Source organism: Streptomyces sp. NPDC057623, from assembly GCF_042800355.1.
Lineage (GTDB): Bacteria > Actinomycetota > Actinomycetes > Streptomycetales > Streptomycetaceae > Streptomyces.
Map to the genome: position 1 here is coordinate 129,254 of NZ_JBHVGZ010000019.1, position 21,455 is coordinate 150,708.

Genomic DNA, 21,455 nt, shown 5'->3' on the forward strand with positions numbered 1-21,455 from the left:
TCAGCCCCGGCCGGAACGACTCTCCACGTACCTGACAATGGTCCGGTCACCCACAGGCACGACGAAAGCGAAACCGCATCATGGATCTCGGCGTCCGCTGGAAACTGCACGGCGACGGACGCACGCCGGCGCCCGGAGCGGTGGTCCGCCCCGACGAACGGCTCTCGTGGCCCCGCACCGTCGGGCTCGGCGCCCAGCATGTGGTGGCCATGTTCGGCGCCTCCTTCGTGGCGCCGGTCCTGATGGGGCTCGACCCCAACCTGGCGATCATGATGTCCGGCGTCGCGACGCTCGTCTTCCTGCTCGCCACCCGTGGCCGGGTGCCCAGCTACCTCGGCTGCTCCCTGTCCTTCGTCGGTGTCGCCGCGGTCATCAGGGCCGACGGCGGTACGAGCGCGACCGTCACCGGCGCGGTCCTGGTCGTGGGCGCCGTGCTGTTCCTGGTCGGGCTCGCCGTGCGGCGCTTCGGCGCGCGGATCATCCACCTCACGATGCCCCCGATCGTCACCGGCGCCGTCGTGATGCTGATCGGCTTCAACCTCGCCCCGGTGACGGCCTCGACCTACTGGCCGCAGGACCAGTGGACGGCGCTGCTGGTGATGCTGTTCACCGGTCTGGCGGTGGTCTGCCTGCGCGGATTCTGGTCCCGCATCGCGATCTTCCTCGGCCTGGTCTTCGGCTACGGCATCTCCTGGGCCTTCGACCGGATCTTCGGCCGGATCCACTCGGTCGACGCGAGCGGCAAGCTCACCGACCACTGGCGGCTGGACCTCTCCGGCGTCGGCAAGGCCGACTGGATCGGCCTGCCGGATCTGCACGGCCCGTCCTTCCAGTGGTCGGCGATCCTGGTGGCGCTGCCCGTCGTCATCGCCCTGGTGGCCGAGAACGCCGGGCACGTCAAGGCGGTCGGGGAGATGACCGGCGACAACCTGGACGACAAGCTGGGCACCGCGATCTCCGCGGACGGCGTCGCCTCGATGCTCTCCACGTCGGTGGGCGGCCCGCCCAACACCACCTACTCCGAGAACATCGGCGTGATGGCCGCGACCCGCGTCTACTCGACCGCCGCCTACTGGGCCGCCGCCGGCTTCGCGCTGCTCTTCGGCGTCTGCCCCAAGTTCGGCGCGGTCGTGGCCGCCATCCCGGGCGGCGTGCTCGGCGGCATCACCGTCATCCTGTACGGCATGATCGGCCTGCTCGGCGCGCAGATCTGGATCAACGCCGGGGTGGACCTGCGCAATCCGCTCAACCTCGTCCCGGCCGCAGCGGGCATCATCATCGGCGTCGGCGACGTCACCATGGAGTTCACCGACACCTTCCAGCTCAGCGGCATCGCGCTGGGCACCCTCGTCGTCATCACCGGCTACCACGCGCTGCGGGCCTTCGCCCCGGCCCACCTCAAGACGCAGCACCCGCTGCTCGACGAGGGCACGTCGTCGTACGACGAGGAGGGCCGCACCGGCGACGGGACTCAGCGCGCCAAGTCGTAGGCGTACGACGCCGTGAAGGTCCCCGGCCGCCCCTTGCACCCGTCCGACTCCCCCGGCAGCTTCACCCACAGGTAGCCGTCGATCCGCGACTCCCCCGTGCCGAGGGTGGGCGCCCGGCCCAGCTTGCGGCCGGCGGGGTCGCACCACTCGCCGTCGGCCGGGGCCCCGGCGCCGTTGCGGCTGGTGTCGATGACGGCGCCGAGGCTCGCGGGGCCGCCGAGGGCGTCGAGGACCTGTCGGTCGTAGGCGATCTCGTCGGTGGTGGCGTGGAAGTTGGAGACGTTGCTGAAGACGCCGTCGGAGGACGCGGCCGAGGCGGCGCCGGCCCGCCGCAGCCACTCCGCCTGCTTGCCGGGCGCGTTCCAGCCGGAGTGCCCGGCGTCGTAGTAGACGCGCGCTTTCGGGTTCGCCGTCTTGAAGGCGCGGCCCGCGCGGGCCAACGAGGCGAAGCGGTCCGCGCGTTCAGTGGCGGAGAGGCACTCGGACTGGGCGACGGAGTCGGGCTCCAGGATCACGATGACGTCGCCGGAGCCGAGCCCGGCGGCGAACCTGTCGATCCAGGCGTCGTAGGCGTCGAGGTCGGGCGCCCCGCCCTGGGAGTACCCGCCGCAGTCCCGGTCCGGGATGGCGTACGGCACGACCACCGGCACCCGCCCCAGCGCCGACCCGCCCGAAGTGACCGCGCGGACCCGGGCGGTGATGGTGTCCGGCGTGAAGTCGGCGAACCACACCGCGGCCGGCTGGGCGGCGATACGGGCCTCGATGACGGCGTACCGCGGGTCGCCGGAGTTGCCGCGGACCCACTCCAGCACCTGGGAGTCGGGGTGGCGGTACAGACGCGCGGACGGAGCGGGCGGCTGCCGGGTCTGTTCGGTCCTGGTCGGCGAAGGCGTGGGGCTCGAGGGGCCCGCCTTCTTCCTCGGGGTCGGTGAAGCGGGCGTCGGCGAGGGGGACTTCGTGGCCGAGGGGGACGGCGAGGGCACGAGCGGCAGGGACTCAAGGCTCGGCGAGCGCGTCACCTCGGGCGGCCTGGCCTCGTCGGAGCGTCCTCTGTCGTCCAGCGCGGAGATCATGCCGGTCGCGGCGCCGACGGCGACCACGACACAGGCCGCCACGACCATGGCTTGGCGCCGGGCCGCCCTCCTGCGCTCGGACCTGCGTGCGGCCAGTCGCTGGGCACGTAAGCCTGGCACGGTCCTGCTCCCCCTCCCCCAACAGCGAGCGCGTTCCCCCGTTCTGGGGAAGCGCCGGGCCCGCCGACACTTGTGCCAGCCTAAAGCTGGGACTCTGCCCCCATGGCGCAATGCGAACAATTCACCACACCCGTGGACGCCGTCATCTCCCGTATGCGCGCCCTCCACGCGACCCTGCCCGAACGCGACGGAGTGGCGGTCTTCAACCGCGTCTACCTCACCGTCACGGAGGCCGTCGACCGGCACATCGACGGCGGTCGGTTCCCGGACGCGCGGGCGGCGATCGCGCTGGACGTGCGGTTCGCGGAGCGGTATCTCGCGGCGGTGGAGAGAGCCGAGGACGAGCGGCGCCCGCCCGCCTGCTGGCGGCCCCTGTTCCAGATGCGCCGGCATCCCGGCGTACGTCCGTTGCAGTTCGCCCTCGCGGGCATCAACGCGCACATCGGCCACGATCTGGCGCTCGCCGTGGTGGACGCCTGCCGTAGTCTCGGCTGCGAACCCGTCGATCTGGAGGACGAGTTCGATCGGGTGGGTGATCTCCTCGTCTCGCTGGAGGAGCGCATCCGCGAAGAGCTGATGCCGGGCCCCGACCTGCTCCAGATCGCCGACCCGCTCACCCATCTGCTCGGTTCCTGGAGCCTGGAGCGGGCCCGGGACGCCACCTGGTCGGCGGCGCGGGCGCTGTGGGCGCTGCGCCGACTGCCGGATGTCGCCGAGGAGTTCACCGAGCGGCTGGACGCGGCGGTGGGGTTCGCGGGACGCATGCTGCTCACCCCGCTGCCGAGCTGACCCGGCTCTCCTGCCCGAGCGCCGGCTTCGGACGCGGGCCGGGGTGACAGGGTCGTTCACTACGCTGTGCGCGCATGGTCGGATTACGCGCGTGGGTGACTCGTCGACGCAGCTCGGTGCTCCTGGTCCTCGATGCCCTGGGATGCGTGTCCTGGATGGCGCTCGGGCTGCTGCTCGCCCTGGTCTGGGGGAGCTTCGTCGGGGTGGTCACGCGAAGCGAGGACGGGCCCGGTAGTGCCGCGACCGGAAAGGCGCCCCCGCCCGACGAGTTCTCCTATGCCGAGCAGATCGAGGGGGAGCGTCGCCGTCTCTTCGACGTCACCGTCGTCCACACGAACCCGCCGGCCCTGGGGCTCGTGGCAGGTGCTCCACCACGCCGGTTCCGAGTCGAGATTCCGGGCACCCGGGCCGCCGCCGGCCCCGGCGAGTCCCAGGCGGTCGTCAGCGCGGGTACCCAGATAGGGATGAAGCTGCACTGCTCCGGTGCCGGTGTGCGGTGCACGCCACTGTCGTCGGAACGCCAACACGTTCTGACCCGCGAGGACGTCGCCGTCTGGGTGTGGGAGGTGCGGGCCGAGCGTGCGGGGACGTTCAGCATCGCGCTCACCATGACCTCCTACTTCCGTGACACCGACACGGTGCTGGTGGAGAAGCCGCCCCTGATCTGGAGCGTGGACGCGGCGCCGCCCGAGGACGACGACTGGCTCTCGTGGGCCAGAGACCTGTGGCGGCAGGTGACCGAGGCGATCAACGGCCTGGGCGGACTCGCCGTGTCCGTCAGCGCCATCGCCGCCGCGATCGCCCTGGTGATCCGCCGCAGACCGCCGGCCGAAGGGCGGGACAACGACGCCGACACCCCCGATCCGGTACCGGACGTCGGGCGCCGCCCGCCACCACGACCGGTGCGGCGGGTGCGGCGGGCGCGCTCACGCCTCGGTCGAGCCGCCCGCGCGGCCCGAGCCCGTCAGTCCTCCGGGAGTTCCACCGGCGCGATCTCGTCGTAGACGTCACCCGGCCCCGGGTTGGTCGCGTCGGTCGCCCCGCCGAAGTGGTGCATGACGCCCCAGACCGCGTTCAGCGCGGTCTGGATCGCGCCCTCGGCCCAGCCGGCCGTCCAGGAGATGTCGTCACCGGCGAGGAAGATGCCCCGCTTGTCCTCGGGCAGCCGGTCCTGCATGAAGTGGGTGAACAGGCGCCGCTGGTAGCGGTAGTGGCCGGGGAGGTTGGCCTTGAACGCGCCCATGAAGTACGGCTCGTTCTCCCACGACACGGTCACCGGGTTGCCGATGATGTGCTTCCGGATGTCGACCTTCGGGTAGATCTCGCCGAGCGACTTCAGCATGACCTCCATGCGCTCGCCCGCGGACAGCGGCAGCCACTTCAGGCTGTCGTCGCACCAGGTGTACGAGAGGCAGATGACCGCCGGCTTGTCCGGACCGTCGTCCAGAAGGTAGGTCCCGCGCGTCATACGGTCGGTGAGCGTCATCGACATGACGTCCCGGCCGGTCTGGTTTCCCCTGTCGTCGACGGCCTTGTCGAGCCAGAACGGCCGGTCGACGGGCACGAAGAGCTTCGAGCTCTCCATGTAGTGGGTCCGCTCGATGGCCGTCCAGTGGTCGATCGGGAAGAGCGAGTCGTCGCAGGCGATCTTCGACAGCAGCATCCAGGACTGGGCGGTGAACACGGCCGCCTGGTAGGTGTGGATGTCGCCGTTCGCGTCGGTCACGGTGATCCGGTTGCCCGCCGTGCGGTGCAGCCGGGTCACGGCCGGGCGGGGCTCGCCGTTGTCGTGGAGCTTGGCGAGCGAGGTGCCGTACGCCCAGTGGACGATCTTCTCCGGCTCGCGCTCCCACAGGCGCAGCGGCAGCTGCTGGGAGCCGCCGACGATGCCGCGGTGGTGGTCGTCGGCCTCGGTGTAGACGACGCGCAGGATCTCCAGGATGGAGTTGGGGAAGTCGGTGTCCCAGCCGCCGGTGCCGAAGCCGACCTGACCGAAGATCTCGCGGTGCCGGAAGGACTTGAAGGCCTCGGAGTCGCAGAGGAAGCCGTAGAAGGTCTGGTTGTCGAGCCGCTCGACGAGCTGCGCCCAGATCTCACGGATGCGCGGCACGTCCCGCTCGCGCATCGCCCGGTTCATGTCGGAGAAGTCGGCGCCCTCTTCCAGGCACTTGTTCCAGGCCGCGGCGACGTCCCGGTAGACCTGGGGCAGGTCGTCGACGGTCTCGGCGTAGTGCGACTCGCCCTTGAGGTCCACGACGGTCGAGGGGGTGGCCTCGGCGAGCGGGTTCGGGAAGGGCTGGGTCCGAAGGCCCACCAGGTCGATGTAGTGCTGCAGGGCCGTGGAGGACGGCGGGAAGCGCATCGCGCCCATCTCGGCGGTCAGGGCCGGGTCGCAGCCCTCGAAGCCGACGGTTCGCAGTCGGCCGCCGATCTCGTCCGCCTCGTAGACGACGGGCCTGAGGCCCATCTTCATCAGCTCGTACGCGGCCACGAGGCCGGACAGCCCGCCGCCGATGACCGCGACCTCGGTGCCGTGCTCGGTCGCCGGTATCTGGCCGAGCCCCGCCGGGTGGGCGAGGAAGTCGTCGTACGCGTACGGGAAGTCCGGGCCGAACATGGTGATCGGCGGCTGCTGCTCGTCGGCGTGCTGGACGGCGTTGGGCACCGTGGACGTCATGGGGTACGGACTCCTTGCACAAACAGGGGCTGCGGGGGGGGGCGGAGGCTCAGATCAGGGACCCGTAGAGACCGGGGCGGCGGTCCTTCAGATACGGGTTCTCCTCACGGGAGGCGGCGAGGAAGACGGGGTCGGTGTCGGCGAGGACGAGTTCCTCCCCGCGCCCGGCACGGGTGCGCGCGACCCCGTCGGGTCCGGCGAGGGTGGAGAGGCCGACGAACTCGAACTCCCCTTCCCGGCCGACCCGGTTGACGTACGCCACGTACATCTGGTTCTCGAAGGCGCGCACCGGGATCATCGACTCGGCGACGAACTGGAACGGGTGCATCTGCGCCGTCGGCACGATCAGGAGGTCCGTTCCGGCCAGGGCGTGGGCGCGGACGTTCTCCGGGAACTCGACGTCGTAGCAGATCAGGATGCCGACGCGGAGGCCGTCGAGCTCGGCCTGGACGACCGGCCCGTCGCCCGGCGTGAAGTGGTCGCGCTCGAAGCAGCCGAAGAGGTGGGTCTTGCGGTGGTTGGCGAGCCGGGTGCCGTCGGCGGAGATCAGCTGGGCGGAGTTGAAGACGGTGTCTCCGGCCCGCTCGGGGTAGCCGTAGGCGATCGCCAGACCGTGCCGTGTCGCGCTCTCGGCGATCGCGTCCGCGCACTCGCCGTCGGCGGGCTCTGCGAGGCGGGCGATGTCGTCGCCGATCGCGTACCCGGTCAGGAACATCTCCGGCGCGACCAGCAGCCCGGCGCCCGCGGCGGCGGCACGGCCCGCGGCCTCGTCGAGGACCTTGAGGTTCTCGACGGTGGAGCCGGGGCGGCCGGAGCTCTGGAGCAGTGCGGTGCGCATGCGTGTTCCTCACCGGAAGGAAGGGGGGGCAGGAGTGCCGTGTAGGGGCCACGTAGACGGTACGGGCGGCCGAGCGGGGCGGACAAGAAGGAGCCGTTGCGCGCCGGTGAGCTGTTCGTTGCGTGCGACGAGGGGTGGACGGCGATTCGTTGCGCGACCGCGGGCGTAGGCCCACTCGTCCTGGGGGCGCAGGGCGGGGCGGCATCCCCGCCGGACGGCGGAGGCGGGGTCCCGCCCCCGGCGCGATGTACTGCGGGCGCGGCGTCGGGAGAGTGGTGCGTGTCCGATTGACCTGCGGAAAGGACCGCGATGAACCGCCGTACGAAGATCGTCGTGCTGGGCTGCGCACTGCTGCTCACCGCCGGGGCCGCCTCGGCCGTCGCCACCGCGTCGGATGAACCGGGCCGGCGGGAGGCCGCGGCCCTCACCGGCACCGCCAAGCTGTACCGCTCGGCCGGTGACGACATCACCTTCTCCTTCGACGCGCATCTGGCGGCGAAGGACACGGCCGACCCGACGAAGGCCACCGGCACGTTCGAGTTCAGCCACTACCTGGACGGTGAGGGCGCCCGGGCGAAGGCGAGGGTCGACTGCCTGCTGACCGGCGGCAAGGTGGCCGTCGTCTCCGGTGTGATCACTGAATCCGACCTGCCGGGCGCCGAGGGCAAACGGGTCGGCGTGACCGTCCACGACCTCGGCCGGCACGACCGGCTGGGCTACAGCTGGGCTTCGACGGGCAACCCCGTCGAGACCAAGGAGCTGCCCAAGTGCGTGAGTTCGGCGCCCTTCGAGAAGGTCAGGAAGGGCACCGGGGGCTTCACGGTCGTGCCCTGGCGGCCCGACTTCTAGCCAGCGCCAGCGCGGTCACCGCGTACGGGATCGCCAGCACGGCGAAGACCGTGCTGTGCGCCGCCCCGTGCCGAGCAGCGCGTACAGGCCGAAGGTGGCGACCGTGACCAGCTCGGTGCCCAGGCTCGCGACCGAGGTCAGGGTGGCCCGGCGGGACTCGTCGATCCGGTGCTGGAGACGGACGTCGGCCAGCACCTCCGCCAGCTGGAACCCGCCGAAGGCGAGGCCGACGAGGGCGATGCCGGCCAGTGTGCCGGCCGCGGCTCCCACGGCCAGGGCGAGCGCGGCGCCCGCGAGCAGCGCCGCGAGCCCTCGCGTGCCGAGGCGTTCGGCCGGTCCGGCCAGGAGGCTTCCGGCGGTGACGCCGGCCCAGATCAGCAGGATCAGATAGGGGACGGTGGCCTCGGCGACGCCGATGTCCCGGACCAGCAGCGGGGTGTACTCGTCGAGTGCGCCCCACACGGCGGCGACGGCGGGGACCAGCAGCAGCGCACCGCGCACGGAACGGTCCGCGCGGACCTCGGCGAGCCCGGTCCGCAGGGTCGTCGCCCAGCTGTCCTCCCCCTTCTCCGGCCGCGCCCGGTGCTCCGGGAAGCGGGTCGCCGTGGCGGCGGTCAGCACACAGGCCAGGATGCTCGCCGCACCTACGGCCGGGTAGCCGCCCAGCGCGACGACGGGTGCGGCGAGGCCGGCGGAGGCCATCGTGGCCACCAGTCGCGCGGCCCGGGCGCGGCCCATCACCCGCGCGTACCGGTCGGCGGCACCCAGGCGGTCCAGCTCGTCGTAGACCAGCGCCTCCAGCGCACCGGAACCGAGCGCTCCGCCGGCACCCCACAGGACGAAGCCGAGGGCGAAGGCCCCGTACGAGGGGAGCAGCACCCACAGCCCGAAGCCGACGGCCGTGAGCAGCGGGCCGAGCCACAACAGCCGCCGTCGCGAGACCGTGTCGGCCCAGGCGCCGGAGGGAACCTCCAGCACGACGCCGGTGATGGACCACAGGGCGAACAGGGAGGAGATCTGCCAGAGCGACAGCCCGGTGTCGGCGAACAGCAGCGCGTACACCGGGTAGAGCAGGACGAAGTCGTCGAGGAACGAGTAGCCGTACAGCGTGGCCGTGAGCCGCCGGACACCGGTGGTGGGCACACGCGCAGGTGAGAGTGTCATGAGGCCTTCCCGCAGGGACTGTTCGGACACCGGGGGTACGGCGTCCGAGGCGGCCCTCGGGAGGCACGGCTGGTGGATCAATGTCGCCAGGTCATGGCATCGATGGTAGGCGGGCGGGGCGCGGGAGCGCAGCCGAAATCATCGGCAGGGAGGAGCGGCGGGCCGGGCGCCTCCGCCGAGCGGCGACCGACGTCGGCCCCCGGGAGGACGCCGAGGCGCGAGCCCGCGCGCCAGACTCCCTGCATGGACGCCACCGAGATCTTCGACCTGCCGTACATCGACACGCACACGTCGCTCGTCGCCGCGTCGCCTGACGCCGTCTGGCGTGCCCTCGGCGAGACCTTCGACCACCCCGGGTTCCATGTGGTCACCTCGGTGCCGGGCAGGGAGCTGGCCCTCGCCGGAAGTCATCGCTTCTCGACGTACGTCCTGGTCTTCCGACTGGAAGAGGCGGGAGCCGACCGCACCCGGGTTGAGGCCGAGAGCAGGGCCGCGTTTCCCGGGGCGACGGGCCGCCTCTACCGGCTGCTGGTGATCGGAACGCGCGGCCACGCATGGGCTGTCCGGCGCATGGTGAGAAAGGCCGGCGAAGACGCCCTCGAGGGGCGCGGGGCCGTGTCGGAAAGCGGCTCCGCCACGGGGCGCGACAAGCCCCCACCGGCCAGCGGCTGATCCACTACGTCGGCGACCCGGACGAGAACCGCCGCAGCAAGGGCGAGAGCACCAGCACCGACTTGGTCCGCTCCACGAACGGCTCCCCCGCGATCCGTTCCAGGACCCGTTCGAAGTGCCGCATGTCCGAGGCGAAGACCTGCACGACCGCGTCGGCGTCCCCGGTGACGGTGGAGGCGGCCACGACCTCCTGGTAGCGCTCCAGGCCCCGCCGGATGGTGTCCGGCGAGGTGTTGTGCCGGCAGTAGATCTCGACGAATCCCTCGGTCTCCCAGCCGAGCGCCGAGGGGTCCACCCGGACGGTGAATCCGGTGATGGCCCCGGTGGCGCGCAGCCGGTCCACGCGCCGTTTCACGGCGGGCGCGGACAGGCCGACGAGCTGCCCGATGTCCGCGTAGGAGCGGCGGGCGTCCTCGGCGAGGGCGTGCACGATGCGTTCGTCGAGATCGTTCAGCACTGCGGGTGGTTCACTTCACTTCTGGTGCGACTGGGGCGCCCGCTGTGGCGAGGCGCGAACGGCGGTAGCCGTACCCGAAGTAGACCACGAGACCGGCGGCCATCCAGAACCCGAAGACGACCCAGGTGACGGTGTCGAGGCTGAACATGTTGTACGCGCAGAACAGGAAGCCCAGCACCGGCAGCACCGGCCCGAACGGCACCCTGAACGTGCGCTCGAGCTCGGGTCGCCGGTAACGCAGGACGATCACCGCGATGTTGACCAGGGCGAAGGCGAACAGCGTGCCGATGCTGGTGGCGTCGACGAGCTTGCCCAGCGGGATGAGGGCGGCGAGCGCCCCGCAGAACAGCGACACGATGATCGTGTTGAGGCGCGGCGCACCGGTCTTCGGGTGGACCTTGCCGAGTGCCTTCGGGACCAGTCCGTCACGGGACATCGCGAACAGGATGCGGGTCTGGCCGTAGAGCACGGTGAGCACGACGCTCGCGATGGAGATGACGGCGCCGAGGGCGAGCAGGGTGCCCCAGAAGCCCTGGCCGCTGACGTCGTTCATGATCGCGGCGAGGGAGGCCTCGGAGCCCTCGAACTTGGTCCAGTTCCAGGCGCCGACGGCGACACCCGCGACGAGCACGTACAGCGCGGTCACGATGATCAGCGAGAGCATGATCGCCCGCGGCAGGTCCCGCTTGGGGTCCTTGGCCTCCTCACCGGCGGTGGAGGCGGCGTCGAAGCCGATGTACGAGAAGAAGAGCGTCGCACCCGCGGCGCTCACGCCCGCCATGCCGAGCGGCATGAAGTCCTCGTAGTTGCCGGATTTGAAGCCCGTGAAGCCGACCGCGCAGAACAGCACCAGCGCGGCGATCTTGACCGCGACCATGATCGTGTTGGCGCGGGCGGACTCGCGGACGCCGCCGAGCAGGAACACCATCGCCAGCAGGACGACGATCAGCGCGGGCAGGTTGATGATGCCGCCCTCACCGGGAGCCGAGGACAGCACGGCCGGCACGGTGACGCCTATGGTCCCGTTGAGCAGCTCGTTGAGGTACTCGCCCCAGCCGACGGCCACGGCGGCCACCGAGACGCCGTACTCCAGCACCAGACACCAGCCGCAGACCCAGGCGACGAGCTCGCCCATCGTTGCGTACGCATACGAGTAGGAGGAGCCGGCGACGGGAATGCTGCCGGCCAGCTCGGCGTACGACAGGGCCGAGAAGAGGGCCGTGAGGCCGGCGATCACGAAGGCGAGGGTGACGGCGGGACCGGCCTCCGGGACGGCGTCGCCGAGGACGACGAAGATGCCGGTACCGAGCGTGGCACCGATGCTGATCATGGTGAGCTGCCACATGCCGAGGGAGCGTCTCAGGGACCCTCCCTCACCCTGGCCACCCTCTGCGACCAGGTGTTCCACGGGCTTGCGACGCATGAGGCGCACGCCGACACCCGGGGACGGTGGGCCTGACTGGGTGCGGTCCTGCGGGGGTGCGCCTTGATCGAGCACGCGCTGACTCCTTCGTCGCTGCCTCTCGGCGCGGCGGGGACGGTCGGCACCCTGCGACAGCAGGAACCCACCGAGCGGGGTCCCTGCCACGCCACGTACGAGGCGACAGCCTACGAGGAGTGACGTTGCTGGTGAAATGCAGCAACCTTGCGTGTACTCGCAAGATCATTGCGTTCCTGGGGGCTCGGTGGGTGTTCGTTGCGCGGTGGCTTTCGACCGTTGCAGGGTGCGGCTCCGAGGGGGCCGGTCGCGCAGTTGGAGCGTCAGCTCCAGCTGGCGTGCAGCGGCTTGCCCTCCGCGTAGCCGGCGGCGCTCTGGATGCCGACGACGGCCTTCTCGGCGAACTCCTCCAGGGAGCCGGCGCCCGCGTAGGTGCAGGACGACCGCACGCCCGCGATGATCGAGTCGATCAGGTCCTCCACGCCGGGGCGGGCCGGGTCGAGGAACATGCGGGAGGTGGAGATGCCCTCCTCGAAGAGCGCCTTGCGGGCGCGGTCGTAGGACGACTCCTCGGACGTACGGTTGAGCACGGCTCGCGCGGACGCCATGCCGAACGACTCCTTGTACAGGCGGCCGCCCGCGTCCTGCTGGAGGTCGCCCGGCGACTCGTAGGTGCCCGCGAACCAGGATCCGACCATCACGTTGGAGGCACCGGCCGCGAGCGCCATGGCGACGTCGCGCGGGTGGCGGACACCGCCGTCGGCCCACACGTGCTTGCCGTACTTCTTCGCCTCGGCCGCGCACTCCAGCACGGCGGAGAACTGCGGCCGGCCGACGCCGGTCATCATCCGGGTGGTGCACATCGCGCCCGGACCGACACCGACCTTGATGATGTCGGCACCGGCCTCGATGAGGTCGCGGACGCCCTCGGCGGCGACGATGTTGCCCGCGACGATCGGCACCTGCGGGTCGAGCGCCCGTACCGTCCGGATCGCGGCGATCATCGACTCCTGGTGGCCGTGCGCCGTGTCGATGACCAGCGTGTCGACGCCCGCGTCGAGGAGCTGCTTGGCCTTGCCCGCCACATCGCCGTTGATGCCGACGGCGGCCGCGATGCGCAGCTTGCCGTTCGCGTCGACGGCCGGCGAGTACAGCGTGGCGCGCAGGGCGCCCTTGCGGGTCAGGATGCCGGCGAGACGGCCGTCCTTGTCGACGGCGGGGGCGTAGCGCCGGTTGTGGTGGTCGAGGGTGTTGAAGGCCTCGCGCGGATCCTGGTCCGCGTCGAGAAGCAGCAGGTCCCGGGACATGACCACTTCGAGCTGTGTGAAGCGGTCCACGCCGGACAGGTCGGAGTCGGTGACCACGCCGACCGGCTTGAAGTCGTCGTCGACGACCACACCGGCGTTGTGCGCGCGCTTGGGCAGCAGGGCCAGCGCGTCGGCGACGGTCTGGTGCGGGGCCAGCACGATCGGGGTGTCGAGGACGTGGTGGCGGCTCTTCACCCAGGAGACGACCTCGGTGACGACCTCGATCGGGATGTCCTGCGGGATGACCACCAGGCCGCCGCGCCGGGCCATCGTCTCGGCCATACGGCGGCCCGCGATGGCGGTCATGTTGGCGACGACCAGCGGGATCGTGGTGCCCGTGCCGTCCGGGGAGCTGAGGTCCACGCCCTGCCGCGAGCCGACCGCGCTGCGGCTCGGGACCATGAAGACATCGTCGTACGTCAGGTCGTACGCGGGCTGGATGTCGTTGAGGAAACGCACGTGCTGCACATCCCAGTCGATCAGAGGTGGCCCCCGGACAGGTCAGCCAGGGGGAAGAGCACGTACTTCATTGTCCCATGCTGACCGGAATGCGATACACGGTCGCTTCATACGAGCAGGTCAGATGGGCCTTAGGAGGATCCTCCGAGAGCGAGCATCACGCTGAGCGACGGCGCCCGGTCCGCGGCGGCGGAGAACACCTCCTGGGCGATCTCCCACTCCTCGGGCCGCGCCTTCGCGTACGGCTGCCAGTTCCGTACGACGACCAGCAGTCCGTCCGCGGCGTCCTTGGGCCACACCGAGGGATCGGAGAGGCTGTCGGCGAGGGCGTCCCAGTTGCGGCCGAACCAGTCGGGCAGCTCCAGGGTCAGGACACAGCGGTCCATCAGACCCGCCTTGTCCATGACCCCCTCGAGGTCCAGCGTGACCGCGAGGTCGGTCATCTCAGTACCGCCAAGTCCCTAGTGGATCGTCGATGTACGAAGGGGACGGCCACCGGGCCGCCCCCTCCTGACACACTGTCACTGCCCGTCCGGGTCAGCCCTGTTGAGCGTCGACCTCGGGGTCGGCCCCGCCGTCATCAGCACGTCCGCCGCCGATGTGTCCGTCACCAGGCTGGTGACGAGCCCGGACCGCAGCACCGCGTCGATCGCGGCGGCCTTGCGCGCCCCGCCGGCGATCGCGACGACCTCCGGGATACGGCGGAGCTGGTCCGCCTTCACGGTGATGCACCGCTCCCCGAGGTCCCGTCCGACCCGGCGTCCCTCGGCGTCGAAGAGGTGCGCGGACATCTCGGCGGCGACGCCGAGCGAGGCGTAGTGCGCCCGCTCCTCGTCGCTGAGCATGTCGTGCACCGTCGAGATGCCCGGCTCCCAGGAGCCGATGGAGACACAGGCGACCGTGACCTTGTCGAAGTACTCGAAGGCCCGGGCGATCCCGGTCTGGTGGCGCAGCGCCGTCGCGGTGGCCGCGTCCGGCAGCAGCATCGGCGCGTAGATGGGGTGGGCGTCGCCGCCCGACACCTGCGCGGCCCGGCGCACCGCCTCCACGGAACCGCGCTCGGCGGTCCCGGCGTCGTACACACCCGTCAACTGCACCACCGTGCAGGGCGGCAGCCGGTCCAGGGCCGCGGCCATGTGGATGGTGGACCGGCCCCAGGCCAGGCCCAGCACATCACCTTCGTTCACGAGCTCGCCGAGCAGGTCGGCGGCCACTTCTCCCAGGTTCTCGGGGTCGGGCGTCTCCTCGGCCTCGGCCGGGGACTCCACCACGACGGCGTGCCTGAGGCCGTAGCGGGCGCGCAGCGCGTCCGAGCGCTCCGCGTCCAACTCGGCCGGCACACGGATCTCGATGCGCACCAGATCCCGTTCGAGAGCGGTCTCCAGGACCCGGGCCACCTTGAAGCGGCTGACGCCGAACTCCTCCGCGATCTGGATCTTGGATTTGCCCTCGAGGTAGAAGCGGCGGGCCATGGCCGCCGCCTGCACCAGCTCAGCGGGTCCCATCCGCATGGCTGACCGGCCCGCCGACATACCCGACACGGCGATCTCCTCACTGCTGTTCACACTCTGGATTCGCCGTTCATCCTTGCAGATCCGGCGCTCTTGATCCGCCCTGATGGGCGCCGTTCACGTTCCCTTGGCTCAGTGGTCGCATGCCCAGGCCGCGGTCTTCGTGACCGCCTCCGCCTGCGCACGCAACGCACGGACCGCTTCGGCGGGGTCCTCGGCCCCGTACACCGCCGAACCGGCGACGAAGACATCGGCGCCCGCCTCGGCGCACCGCTCGATGGTCGAGGCGGAGACCCCGCCGTCGACCTGGAGCCACAACTGAAGGCCGTGCTTGCTGATCAACTCGCGGGTCCGGCGAATCTTCGGAAGCATGATGTCGAGAAACGCCTGACCACCGAAGCCCGGCTCGACCGTCATGATCAGCAGCATGTCGAGCTCGGGGAGGAGATCCTCGTACGGCTCGATGGGGGTCGCGGGCCTGAGTGCCATGGAGGCACGGGCGCCCTTGGCCCGGATCTCCCGGGCGAGCCGCACGGGGGCCGCGGCGGCCTCGACATGGAAGGTGACGGAAGAGGCCCCCGCTTCCACGTACTGGGGCGCCCACCGATCGGGGGCCTCGATCATCAGATGGCAGTCCAGCGGGGTGTCCGTCGCACGGGCCAGAGACGCTACGACCGGCACGCCGAGCGTGAGGTTCGGGACGAAATGGTTGTCCATGACGTCGACGTGGAGGTAGTCGGCTCCCTCGACCGCCTTGGCCTCGTCCGCGAGGCGGGCGAAGTCGGCGGACAGGATGCTGGGGTTGATCTGCGCGGCCATGACCCAAGACTGCCATGCCGGAGCACGAATGTTCGCGCCGGTACAGACCTGAGACGTTCATCGGATGTTGTGTCCGGTTCGCCCGTGCCATGCTGGGCGGCCGACCGGATCGTTGTGCGGCTGCGGGGGTGGCCATGACGGAGATCCAGGACAAGCGGTGGCCGGAGCGGCCGCGGCCGACCGGGTCGGGGCAGCGGGGCATCGCGCATCTGGTCTGCGGGCGACGTGCCAAGTGGGTGGTGCTCGTCCTGTGGCTGGCGGTGCTGTTCCTGACGGCGCCCTTCGCGCAGAAGCTGACCGACGCGCAGGACAACGACGCGGCCTCCTGGCTGCCGGGGTCCGCGGAATCCACTCAAGTCCTGGAAGTCTCCGAGAACTTCAGGCCGGAGCAGATCCCCGCGATCGTCGTCTACGCCCGTGACGGCGGGCTGACGCTCCAGGACCGGGCGGCGATCACCGAGGACGTGGCGCGGCTCAAGCAGCTGACCGACCACGGCATCCGGGGCGCCGAGACCCGGGGCCCGGTCTTCGACCGCGAGGTGGACCCGCGGGCGGCCCAGGTCCAGGTCCCGATCACGATGGACGAGAAGGGCTGGGAGCGCATCGCGCCCGCGGTGGACTCGATCCGGGACGTCACCGGAACCGGCGGCGCCGGGCTCACCGTGCACATCACCGGTCCCGGCGGTACGTCCGCGGACTTCTCCGAAGCCTTCGAGGGCATCGACTCCACACTCCTCCTCTCGGCGATGGCGGTCGTCATCGTCATGCTCCTGATCACCTACCGCAGCCCGACCCTGCTCCTGGTGCCCCTCGTCGCCGTGATCGTCGCCCTGTTCACCGCACAGGCATTCATCTATCTCCTGGCGGAACACGGCGGCCTGACGGTGAACGGGCAGAGTGCCGGCATCCTCACGGTCCTGGTCTTCGGCGCGGGCACGGACTACGCGCTCCTGCTCGTGGCCCGCTACAGAGAGGAACTGCGCCGTCACGAGGACCGCCACGAGGCGATGGCCCTGGCCCTGCACCGCGCGGGCCCGGCGGTGATAGCCTCCGGCGCGACCGTCGTCCTGAGCATGCTGGTCCTGCTGGCGGCCGAGATGAACTCGACGAGGGGCCTCGGCCCGGTGGCGGCGATCGGAGTCGCGGTCGCCCTGATCGCGATGATGACCCTGTTCCCCGCCCTCCTGGTCATCTTCGGCCGCTGGATCTTCTGGCCGGTGATCCCGCACCTGGGCACGGAGAACCCGGACAAGCGAGGCGTCTGGGCCCGCATGGGCCGCCGTATCGCGCACCGCCCCCGCATGGTCTGGACCGTCACGGCGATCGCCCTGGCCGTCTGCTCCCTCGGCCTGATCCAACTGCGCGCCGAGGGCCTGAGCAACGCCGACGCCTTCACCGACAAACCGGACTCCATCACCGGCCAGGAGATCTCCGAACGCTACTTCCCGGCCGGCAGCGGCGACCCCCTGGTCATCATCAGCAATCAGGCCCAGGCCGTACAGGTGGGCCGCGCGGTCGCCGCGACACAGGGTGTCGTCCCCACCTCACTGGGCCTGCCACCGGGCACGAAGCCCTCCTACGAGGGCCAGGTGCTCTTCGAGGCGACGATGACCGCTCCCGCCGACAGCGAGGCCGCGAAGCAGACCGTCGAACGGGTCCGGGACGCCGTCCACGCGGTGCCGGACGCGGATGCCCAGGTGGGCGGAGGTACGGCGGCCCTGCTGGACATGGACGAGGCGACGACGCACGACAACATACTGATCATCCCGCTGGTGCTGCTGGTGGTCCTGCTGATCCTCGTCGCCCTGCTCCGCGCGCTGATCGCCCCGCTCCTGCTGATCGGCACGGTGATCCTGTCCTTCACGGCGGCGCTGGGCATCAGCGCCCTCGCCTTCCGCCACCTCTTCGACTACGCGGGCGAGTCGACCGACTTCCCCCTCTTCGTCTTCGTCTTCCTGGTGGCGCTGGGCATCGACTACAACATCTTCCTGACCACCCGCATCCGCGAGGAGGCCACCCACCAGGGCACCCGCACCGGCGTGGTCACAGCGCTGGCCGCCACCGGCGCGGTCATCACATCCGCCGGCCTGGTCCTGGCAGGCACCTTCGCCGCCCTCGGCACCCTCCCCATGGTCGCCTTCGCGGAAATCGGCTTCGCGGTCGCCCTGGGCGTCCTCCTGGACACCCTCATCGTGCGCTCGGTCCTCGTGACGTCCCTGTTCCTGGACGTGGGCGCGAAGGTGTGGTGGCCCCACCGCCTGGCCCGGGACGACGGAGAAACGCCGCCCGGCGGGCCTTCCAGCCCGTCCGGCGCTTGAGAGACGAGACCGCTCGGCCCGAAGCGGGGCCGGCCCACCCGCCGCCGCACACCACGGCCCCTCAGCCCACCCGCCGAATCAGCGCCAGATACATCGCATCCGTCCCATGCAGATGAGGCCACAACTGTACATCGGGCCCCTCCCCCAGATCCGGCACCCCCGGCAGCAACGCCCGGGCATCGATCAGCTCGGCCCCACCCCGCTGCTTCAACACGTCCTCGACCACCGCCCGCGTCTCCGCGAGATGAGGCGAGCACGTGGCGTACCCGACGACCCCGCCCACCCGCACCGAGTCAAGAGCTGACCCCAGCAGCCCGCGCTGGAGCGGAGCGAACCCGTCCAGATCCTCCGGACGCCGCCGCCACCGGGCCTCCGGACGCCGCCGCAACGCCCCCAGCCCGGTACACGGAACATCCATCAGCACCCGGTCGAAGCTCCCGGCCCGCCAAGCCGGCCGCGTCCCGTCCGCGGTGATGACCTGATAGGGCCCGGGATTGCCGTCGAGGGCCTTCGCCACGAGCCCCGCCCGGTGCGGCTGCTTCTCGGAGGCGAGCAGCATGGCTCCCCGCTCGGCGGCCAGCGCGCCGAGCAGCGCAGCCTTGCCGCCGGGCCCGGCACACCCGTCGAGCCACTTCGCGTCGGGCCCCTCCAGCGGCGCGTTGGCCAGGGCGAGGGCGACCAGCTGGCTCCCCTCGTCCTGCACGCCCGCACGGCCCTCCCGAACGGCCTCCACGGCCCCCGGTTCCCCGCCTTCGGCCAACCGCACGGCATACGGCGACCACCGCCCCGGCACCGCGGCCTCCTCGCCGAGCAACTCCTCGGTCGTGGCCCGCCCCGGCCGGGCGACCAGCGTCACCTCGGGCCGCTCGTTGTCGGCGGCCAGCAACCGCTCGATCCCGGCCCGCCCACCGCCGAGCGAGTCCCACAGCGCCGAGACGACCCACCGCGGATGCGAGTGCACGACGGCGAGATGGTCCTCGGGGTCGTCGTCGTAGGGCGGGGCGACCCGCTGGATCCACCCGTCGAGATCGTCCTGCGCCACCTTGCGCAACACGGCATTGACGAACTTGGCCCGCCCGTCCCCCAGCACGACCCGCGCGAGCTCCACGGACGCGGAAACGGCGGCGTGCGAGGGAATCCGCGTCCCGAGCAACTGATGCGCGCCCAGGCTGAGCACATCGAGCACCGGCGGGTCGACCTCACGCAGCGGCCGGTCCACACAGGCGGCGATGACGGAGTCGTACGTCCCCTGCCACCGCAGCGTCCCGTACACCAGCTCGGTGGCGAGCGCGGCGTCCCGCCCGTCGAAGTCGCCCTTCTCGCGGGCCTTGCGCAGCAGCGGAGGCAGCACGAGGTTGGCGTACGCGTCCCGCTCGTCCACGGCACGCAGCGCCTCGAAGGCGAGGACGCGGACGGGGTCCTTCTTGGGCCGTCGGTAGGGCTTGCCGGGTTTGCGGGGCCGACGGGAGGTGTCGCTCACGAAAAAGGTGCTCCGGATTGCTGGATGAGATGTACGACCAGCCTACGTCGCACCGCCGCCCGGGCGTACGGCTGGTCACGCCCCGAGGCCATGGCGGTCGTCCGACCCCGTCGGTCAGCCCCCGAGGCTCTCCCCGTCCCCGATCCGCACGCCACGCGCCCAGTCCGCGGCGCGCATCGGCTTCTTGCCCTGCGCCTGCACCCACAGCAACTCGACGGCGTACGAGCCGGTCCCGACGTAGACGTTGTTCTTCCCGACGGAGAGCGCGCCGGGGGCGAGATCGTCGCGCCCGGGCACGGGCTGCACCTGGATGAGCTTGAGCCGCTCACCGCGGAAGATGGTCCAGGCACCCGGGGCAGGGGTGCACCCGCGCACGAGACGGTCCACATGCAGGGAAGGGGTGGCCCAGTCGACGTGGGCGTCCTCGACGTTGACCTTCGGCGCGAGGGTGATCCCCTCGGACGGCTGCGGCACGGCCTTCAACGTGCCGTCCGCGATCCCGTCCATGGTCGCGGCCAGCAGCCCGGCGCCGGCGAAGGCGAGCCTGGTCAGCAGGTCGCCGCTGGTGTCGGTGTGCCGGATCGCTTCGGTGACGGTGCCGTAGACGGGCCCGGAGTCGAGTCCTTCCTCGATGAGGAACGTGGAGGCCCCGGTGATCTCGTCGCCCGCCATGATGGCGTGCTGCACGGGCGCGGCCCCACGCCAGGCGGGCAGCAGCGAGAAGTGCAGGTTGACCCAGCCCTGGGCCGGGATGTCGAGGGCGACGCGGGGCAGCAGGGCGCCGTACGCGACGACGGGGCAGCAGTCGGGCGCGATCTCCCTGAGCCGCTCCAGGAAGTCGGGGTCGCGCGGCCTGGCCGGCTTGAGCACCTCGATCCCGGCCTCCTCGGCCCGCTCGGCCACCGGACTTGCCACCATCCGGCGCCCCCGCCCGGCCTGCGCGTCCGGCCGCGTGACGACGGCGGCCACCTCGTGCCGCCCGGAGGCGATCAGAGCGTCCAGAGCGGGAACGGCGACCTCAGGGGTACCGGCGAAGACAAGCTTCATGGGTGGGCACGGGCCTCTCGGGCGGGGTTGGTTGGGCAACACACAAGTCTATGGGTGCCCGGGACGGGCCTCACATGGGGAACACCATGAACGCTCGCACCGGCCGGACTTCGTCCCGCCACGAACCGACAGCCGACGAAAGCCGAGGCGCACGCCCCCCGCGCAGGGGCGTAGGCATATGCCCATACGCCCCCACTGCGTGACCCGCGGACCGCTCCCGCGTTGGTCAAGAAAGAGTTGACCACAACGGGCCGCACACACCGTCTCCGCGGCCCTCTCCTTTTCAACGCCGGTTCGAGAGGCTTGTTCATGGCCGACCACGCAACCCACGACGCCCAGGCTCGGGCCAGCCTGCACTTGCTGGTGCGGGACATCGAGCGGGTCCGCCGGCAGGTGGACGCACTGCGTACGCTCACCGCCCAGCTGGGCAACGTCTACCGCCCGCGCCGCTCCGGCCCCTCCACGGGCTTCGTCGTCTACGGACGCGCCCCCGCCCCGACGGTCCGTCTCGCCCAGGAGCTGCGGGACAGTGTCGAGACCCTGGTCACGGCAGCCGTGGACTTCGACCGTTCACTCGGCTTCTCCTGGGACGCGGTGGGTTCCGCCCTCGGCGTGACCAAGCAGGCGGTCCATCGCCGCTACGGCGCGCGCCGCGCCGCCACCCAGGCGGCGGCCGAGGCCGAGCGGACGACCGAGCCCGCGGGCACCCGGACGGTCAACGTCTCCACGGCTCTTCCCACGGTGCCGACGGTCCCCGCGGCCCGCTCGATGCCGACACAGCCGACGGCCGGCAGCCCCGGCCTCCGCGACGAGGCCAGGCCCACGGCGTTCCCCGGCCCTCGCAACGGCTGACCCCGTTACCTTCTAGACGGCCCCGATCTTGGGGCTCCCGGCCTTCTGGCCCGGCATGACTTTTGCCCCCTGTCGACCATGACCCGGGGGGTGGT

At 71.2% G+C, this 21,455-nt stretch carries 19 protein-coding genes and 1 pseudogene; 8 read left to right on the plus strand and 12 right to left on the minus strand.

The window, feature by feature from the left end; translation table 11 throughout:
* The first annotated feature begins 80 nt into the window (after window positions 1-80).
* The gene (locus ACFU95_RS21450) at window positions 81-1,490 is read left to right on the plus strand and encodes a uracil-xanthine permease family protein (RefSeq protein WP_383829805.1); all 1,410 of its coding nucleotides are present in this window, start codon (window positions 81-83) and stop codon (window positions 1,488-1,490) included.
* Here the strand turns inward: ACFU95_RS21450 and ACFU95_RS21455 are convergent.
* Window positions 1,472-2,611, minus strand: coding sequence for a glycoside hydrolase family 6 protein (locus ACFU95_RS21455; RefSeq protein WP_383829862.1), 1,140 nt, complete (start codon window positions 2,609-2,611; stop codon window positions 1,472-1,474). The genes ACFU95_RS21450 and ACFU95_RS21455 overlap by 19 nt on opposite strands.
* Before the next feature lie 174 nt (window positions 2,612-2,785).
* Between ACFU95_RS21455 and ACFU95_RS21460 the strand changes: the two genes are divergently transcribed.
* Entirely contained in the window at window positions 2,786-3,472 is a 687-nt protein-coding gene (locus ACFU95_RS21460; RefSeq protein ID WP_383829808.1) for a DUF5995 family protein, read from the plus strand.
* Between the two features lie 74 nt (window positions 3,473-3,546).
* Complete coding sequence (locus tag ACFU95_RS21465) at window positions 3,547-4,476, plus strand: hypothetical protein (RefSeq protein ID WP_383829811.1); 930 nt, start codon at window positions 3,547-3,549, stop codon at window positions 4,474-4,476.
* Here the strand turns inward: ACFU95_RS21465 and ACFU95_RS21470 are convergent.
* On the minus strand, window positions 4,437-6,149 hold the full coding sequence (locus tag ACFU95_RS21470) for a flavin monoamine oxidase family protein (protein ID WP_383829814.1): 1,713 nt from the start codon (window positions 6,147-6,149) through the stop codon (window positions 4,437-4,439). The genes ACFU95_RS21465 and ACFU95_RS21470 overlap by 40 nt on opposite strands.
* Window positions 6,150-6,198: 49 nt before the next feature.
* Window positions 6,199-6,987 carry a carbon-nitrogen hydrolase family protein gene (locus ACFU95_RS21475; RefSeq protein ID WP_383829817.1) on the minus strand — a complete coding sequence of 263 codons (789 nt, stop codon included), beginning with the start codon at window positions 6,985-6,987 and terminating at the stop codon, window positions 6,199-6,201.
* A 309-nt stretch (window positions 6,988-7,296) separates the two neighbouring features.
* Here ACFU95_RS21475 and ACFU95_RS21480 point away from each other — a divergent pair, with 309 nt between their 5' ends.
* Window positions 7,297-7,836 carry a Repetin gene (locus tag ACFU95_RS21480; RefSeq protein WP_383829820.1) on the plus strand — a complete coding sequence of 180 codons (540 nt, stop codon included), beginning with the start codon at window positions 7,297-7,299 and terminating at the stop codon, window positions 7,834-7,836.
* On the opposite strand, the pseudogene ACFU95_RS21485 reads toward ACFU95_RS21480, so the two are convergent.
* A pseudogene (locus ACFU95_RS21485) lies at window positions 7,805-9,000 on the minus strand (MFS transporter). The gene ACFU95_RS21480 and the pseudogene ACFU95_RS21485 overlap by 32 nt on opposite strands.
* 243 nt (window positions 9,001-9,243) lie before the next feature.
* On the opposite strand from ACFU95_RS21485, the gene ACFU95_RS21490 reads away from it, so the two are divergent.
* Window positions 9,244-9,672: a hypothetical protein gene (locus ACFU95_RS21490; protein WP_383829823.1), complete on the plus strand. Its 429-nt coding sequence runs from the start codon at window positions 9,244-9,246 to the stop codon at window positions 9,670-9,672.
* Window positions 9,673-9,676: 4 nt separating this feature from the next.
* Here ACFU95_RS21490 and ACFU95_RS21495 read toward each other — a convergent pair whose 3' ends face one another.
* Both ACFU95_RS21495 and ACFU95_RS21500 read right to left on the minus strand, forming a co-directional pair.
* A complete protein-coding gene (locus ACFU95_RS21495) occupies window positions 9,677-10,129 on the minus strand; it encodes an Lrp/AsnC family transcriptional regulator (RefSeq protein WP_048581051.1) in 453 nt (150 codons plus the stop codon).
* A 10-nt stretch (window positions 10,130-10,139) separates the two neighbouring features.
* Window positions 10,140-11,627 carry an amino acid permease gene (locus ACFU95_RS21500; RefSeq protein WP_383829827.1) on the minus strand — a complete coding sequence of 496 codons (1,488 nt, stop codon included), beginning with the start codon at window positions 11,625-11,627 and terminating at the stop codon, window positions 10,140-10,142.
* On the opposite strand from ACFU95_RS21500, the gene ACFU95_RS21505 reads away from it, so the two are divergent.
* On the plus strand, window positions 11,616-11,750 hold the full coding sequence (locus tag ACFU95_RS21505; protein ID WP_383829868.1) for a hypothetical protein: 135 nt from the start codon (window positions 11,616-11,618) through the stop codon (window positions 11,748-11,750). The two genes, ACFU95_RS21500 and ACFU95_RS21505, sit on opposite strands and share 12 nt — an antisense overlap.
* A gap of 140 nt (window positions 11,751-11,890) precedes the next feature.
* On the opposite strand, the gene ACFU95_RS21510 is transcribed toward ACFU95_RS21505, so the two are convergent.
* The 4 genes from ACFU95_RS21510 to rpe form a co-directional block, all read right to left on the minus strand.
* Entirely contained in the window at window positions 11,891-13,333 is a 1,443-nt protein-coding gene (locus ACFU95_RS21510) for a GuaB1 family IMP dehydrogenase-related protein (protein ID WP_383829865.1), read from the minus strand.
* Window positions 13,334-13,464: 131 nt separating this feature from the next.
* Window positions 13,465-13,776 carry a barstar family protein gene (locus tag ACFU95_RS21515; protein ID WP_383829829.1) on the minus strand — a complete coding sequence of 104 codons (312 nt, stop codon included), beginning with the start codon at window positions 13,774-13,776 and terminating at the stop codon, window positions 13,465-13,467.
* Between the two features lie 78 nt (window positions 13,777-13,854).
* Window positions 13,855-14,898, minus strand: a complete 1,044-nt coding sequence (locus ACFU95_RS21520; protein ID WP_383829832.1) for a sugar-binding transcriptional regulator — start codon at window positions 14,896-14,898, stop codon at window positions 13,855-13,857.
* A 78-nt stretch (window positions 14,899-14,976) separates the two neighbouring features.
* Entirely contained in the window at window positions 14,977-15,663 is a 687-nt protein-coding gene (rpe, locus tag ACFU95_RS21525; RefSeq protein WP_383829835.1) for a ribulose-phosphate 3-epimerase, read from the minus strand.
* Window positions 15,664-15,797: 134 nt separating this feature from the next.
* Between rpe and ACFU95_RS21530 the strand changes: the two genes are divergently transcribed.
* On the plus strand, window positions 15,798-17,981 hold the full coding sequence (locus tag ACFU95_RS21530) for an MMPL family transporter (protein ID WP_383829838.1): 2,184 nt from the start codon (window positions 15,798-15,800) through the stop codon (window positions 17,979-17,981).
* A 61-nt stretch (window positions 17,982-18,042) separates the two neighbouring features.
* Here ACFU95_RS21530 and ACFU95_RS21535 read toward each other — a convergent pair whose 3' ends face one another.
* Both ACFU95_RS21535 and fmt read right to left on the minus strand, forming a co-directional pair.
* A complete protein-coding gene (locus ACFU95_RS21535; RefSeq protein WP_383829841.1) occupies window positions 18,043-19,461 on the minus strand; it encodes an RsmB/NOP family class I SAM-dependent RNA methyltransferase in 1,419 nt (472 codons plus the stop codon).
* Window positions 19,462-19,575: 114 nt separating this feature from the next.
* Complete coding sequence (gene fmt / locus ACFU95_RS21540) at window positions 19,576-20,508, minus strand: methionyl-tRNA formyltransferase (protein WP_383829844.1); 933 nt, start codon at window positions 20,506-20,508, stop codon at window positions 19,576-19,578.
* A gap of 309 nt (window positions 20,509-20,817) precedes the next feature.
* Here fmt and ACFU95_RS21545 point away from each other — a divergent pair, with 309 nt between their 5' ends.
* Complete coding sequence (locus tag ACFU95_RS21545; RefSeq protein WP_030048834.1) at window positions 20,818-21,360, plus strand: hypothetical protein; 543 nt, start codon at window positions 20,818-20,820, stop codon at window positions 21,358-21,360.
* Window positions 21,361-21,455 lie beyond the last annotated feature (95 nt).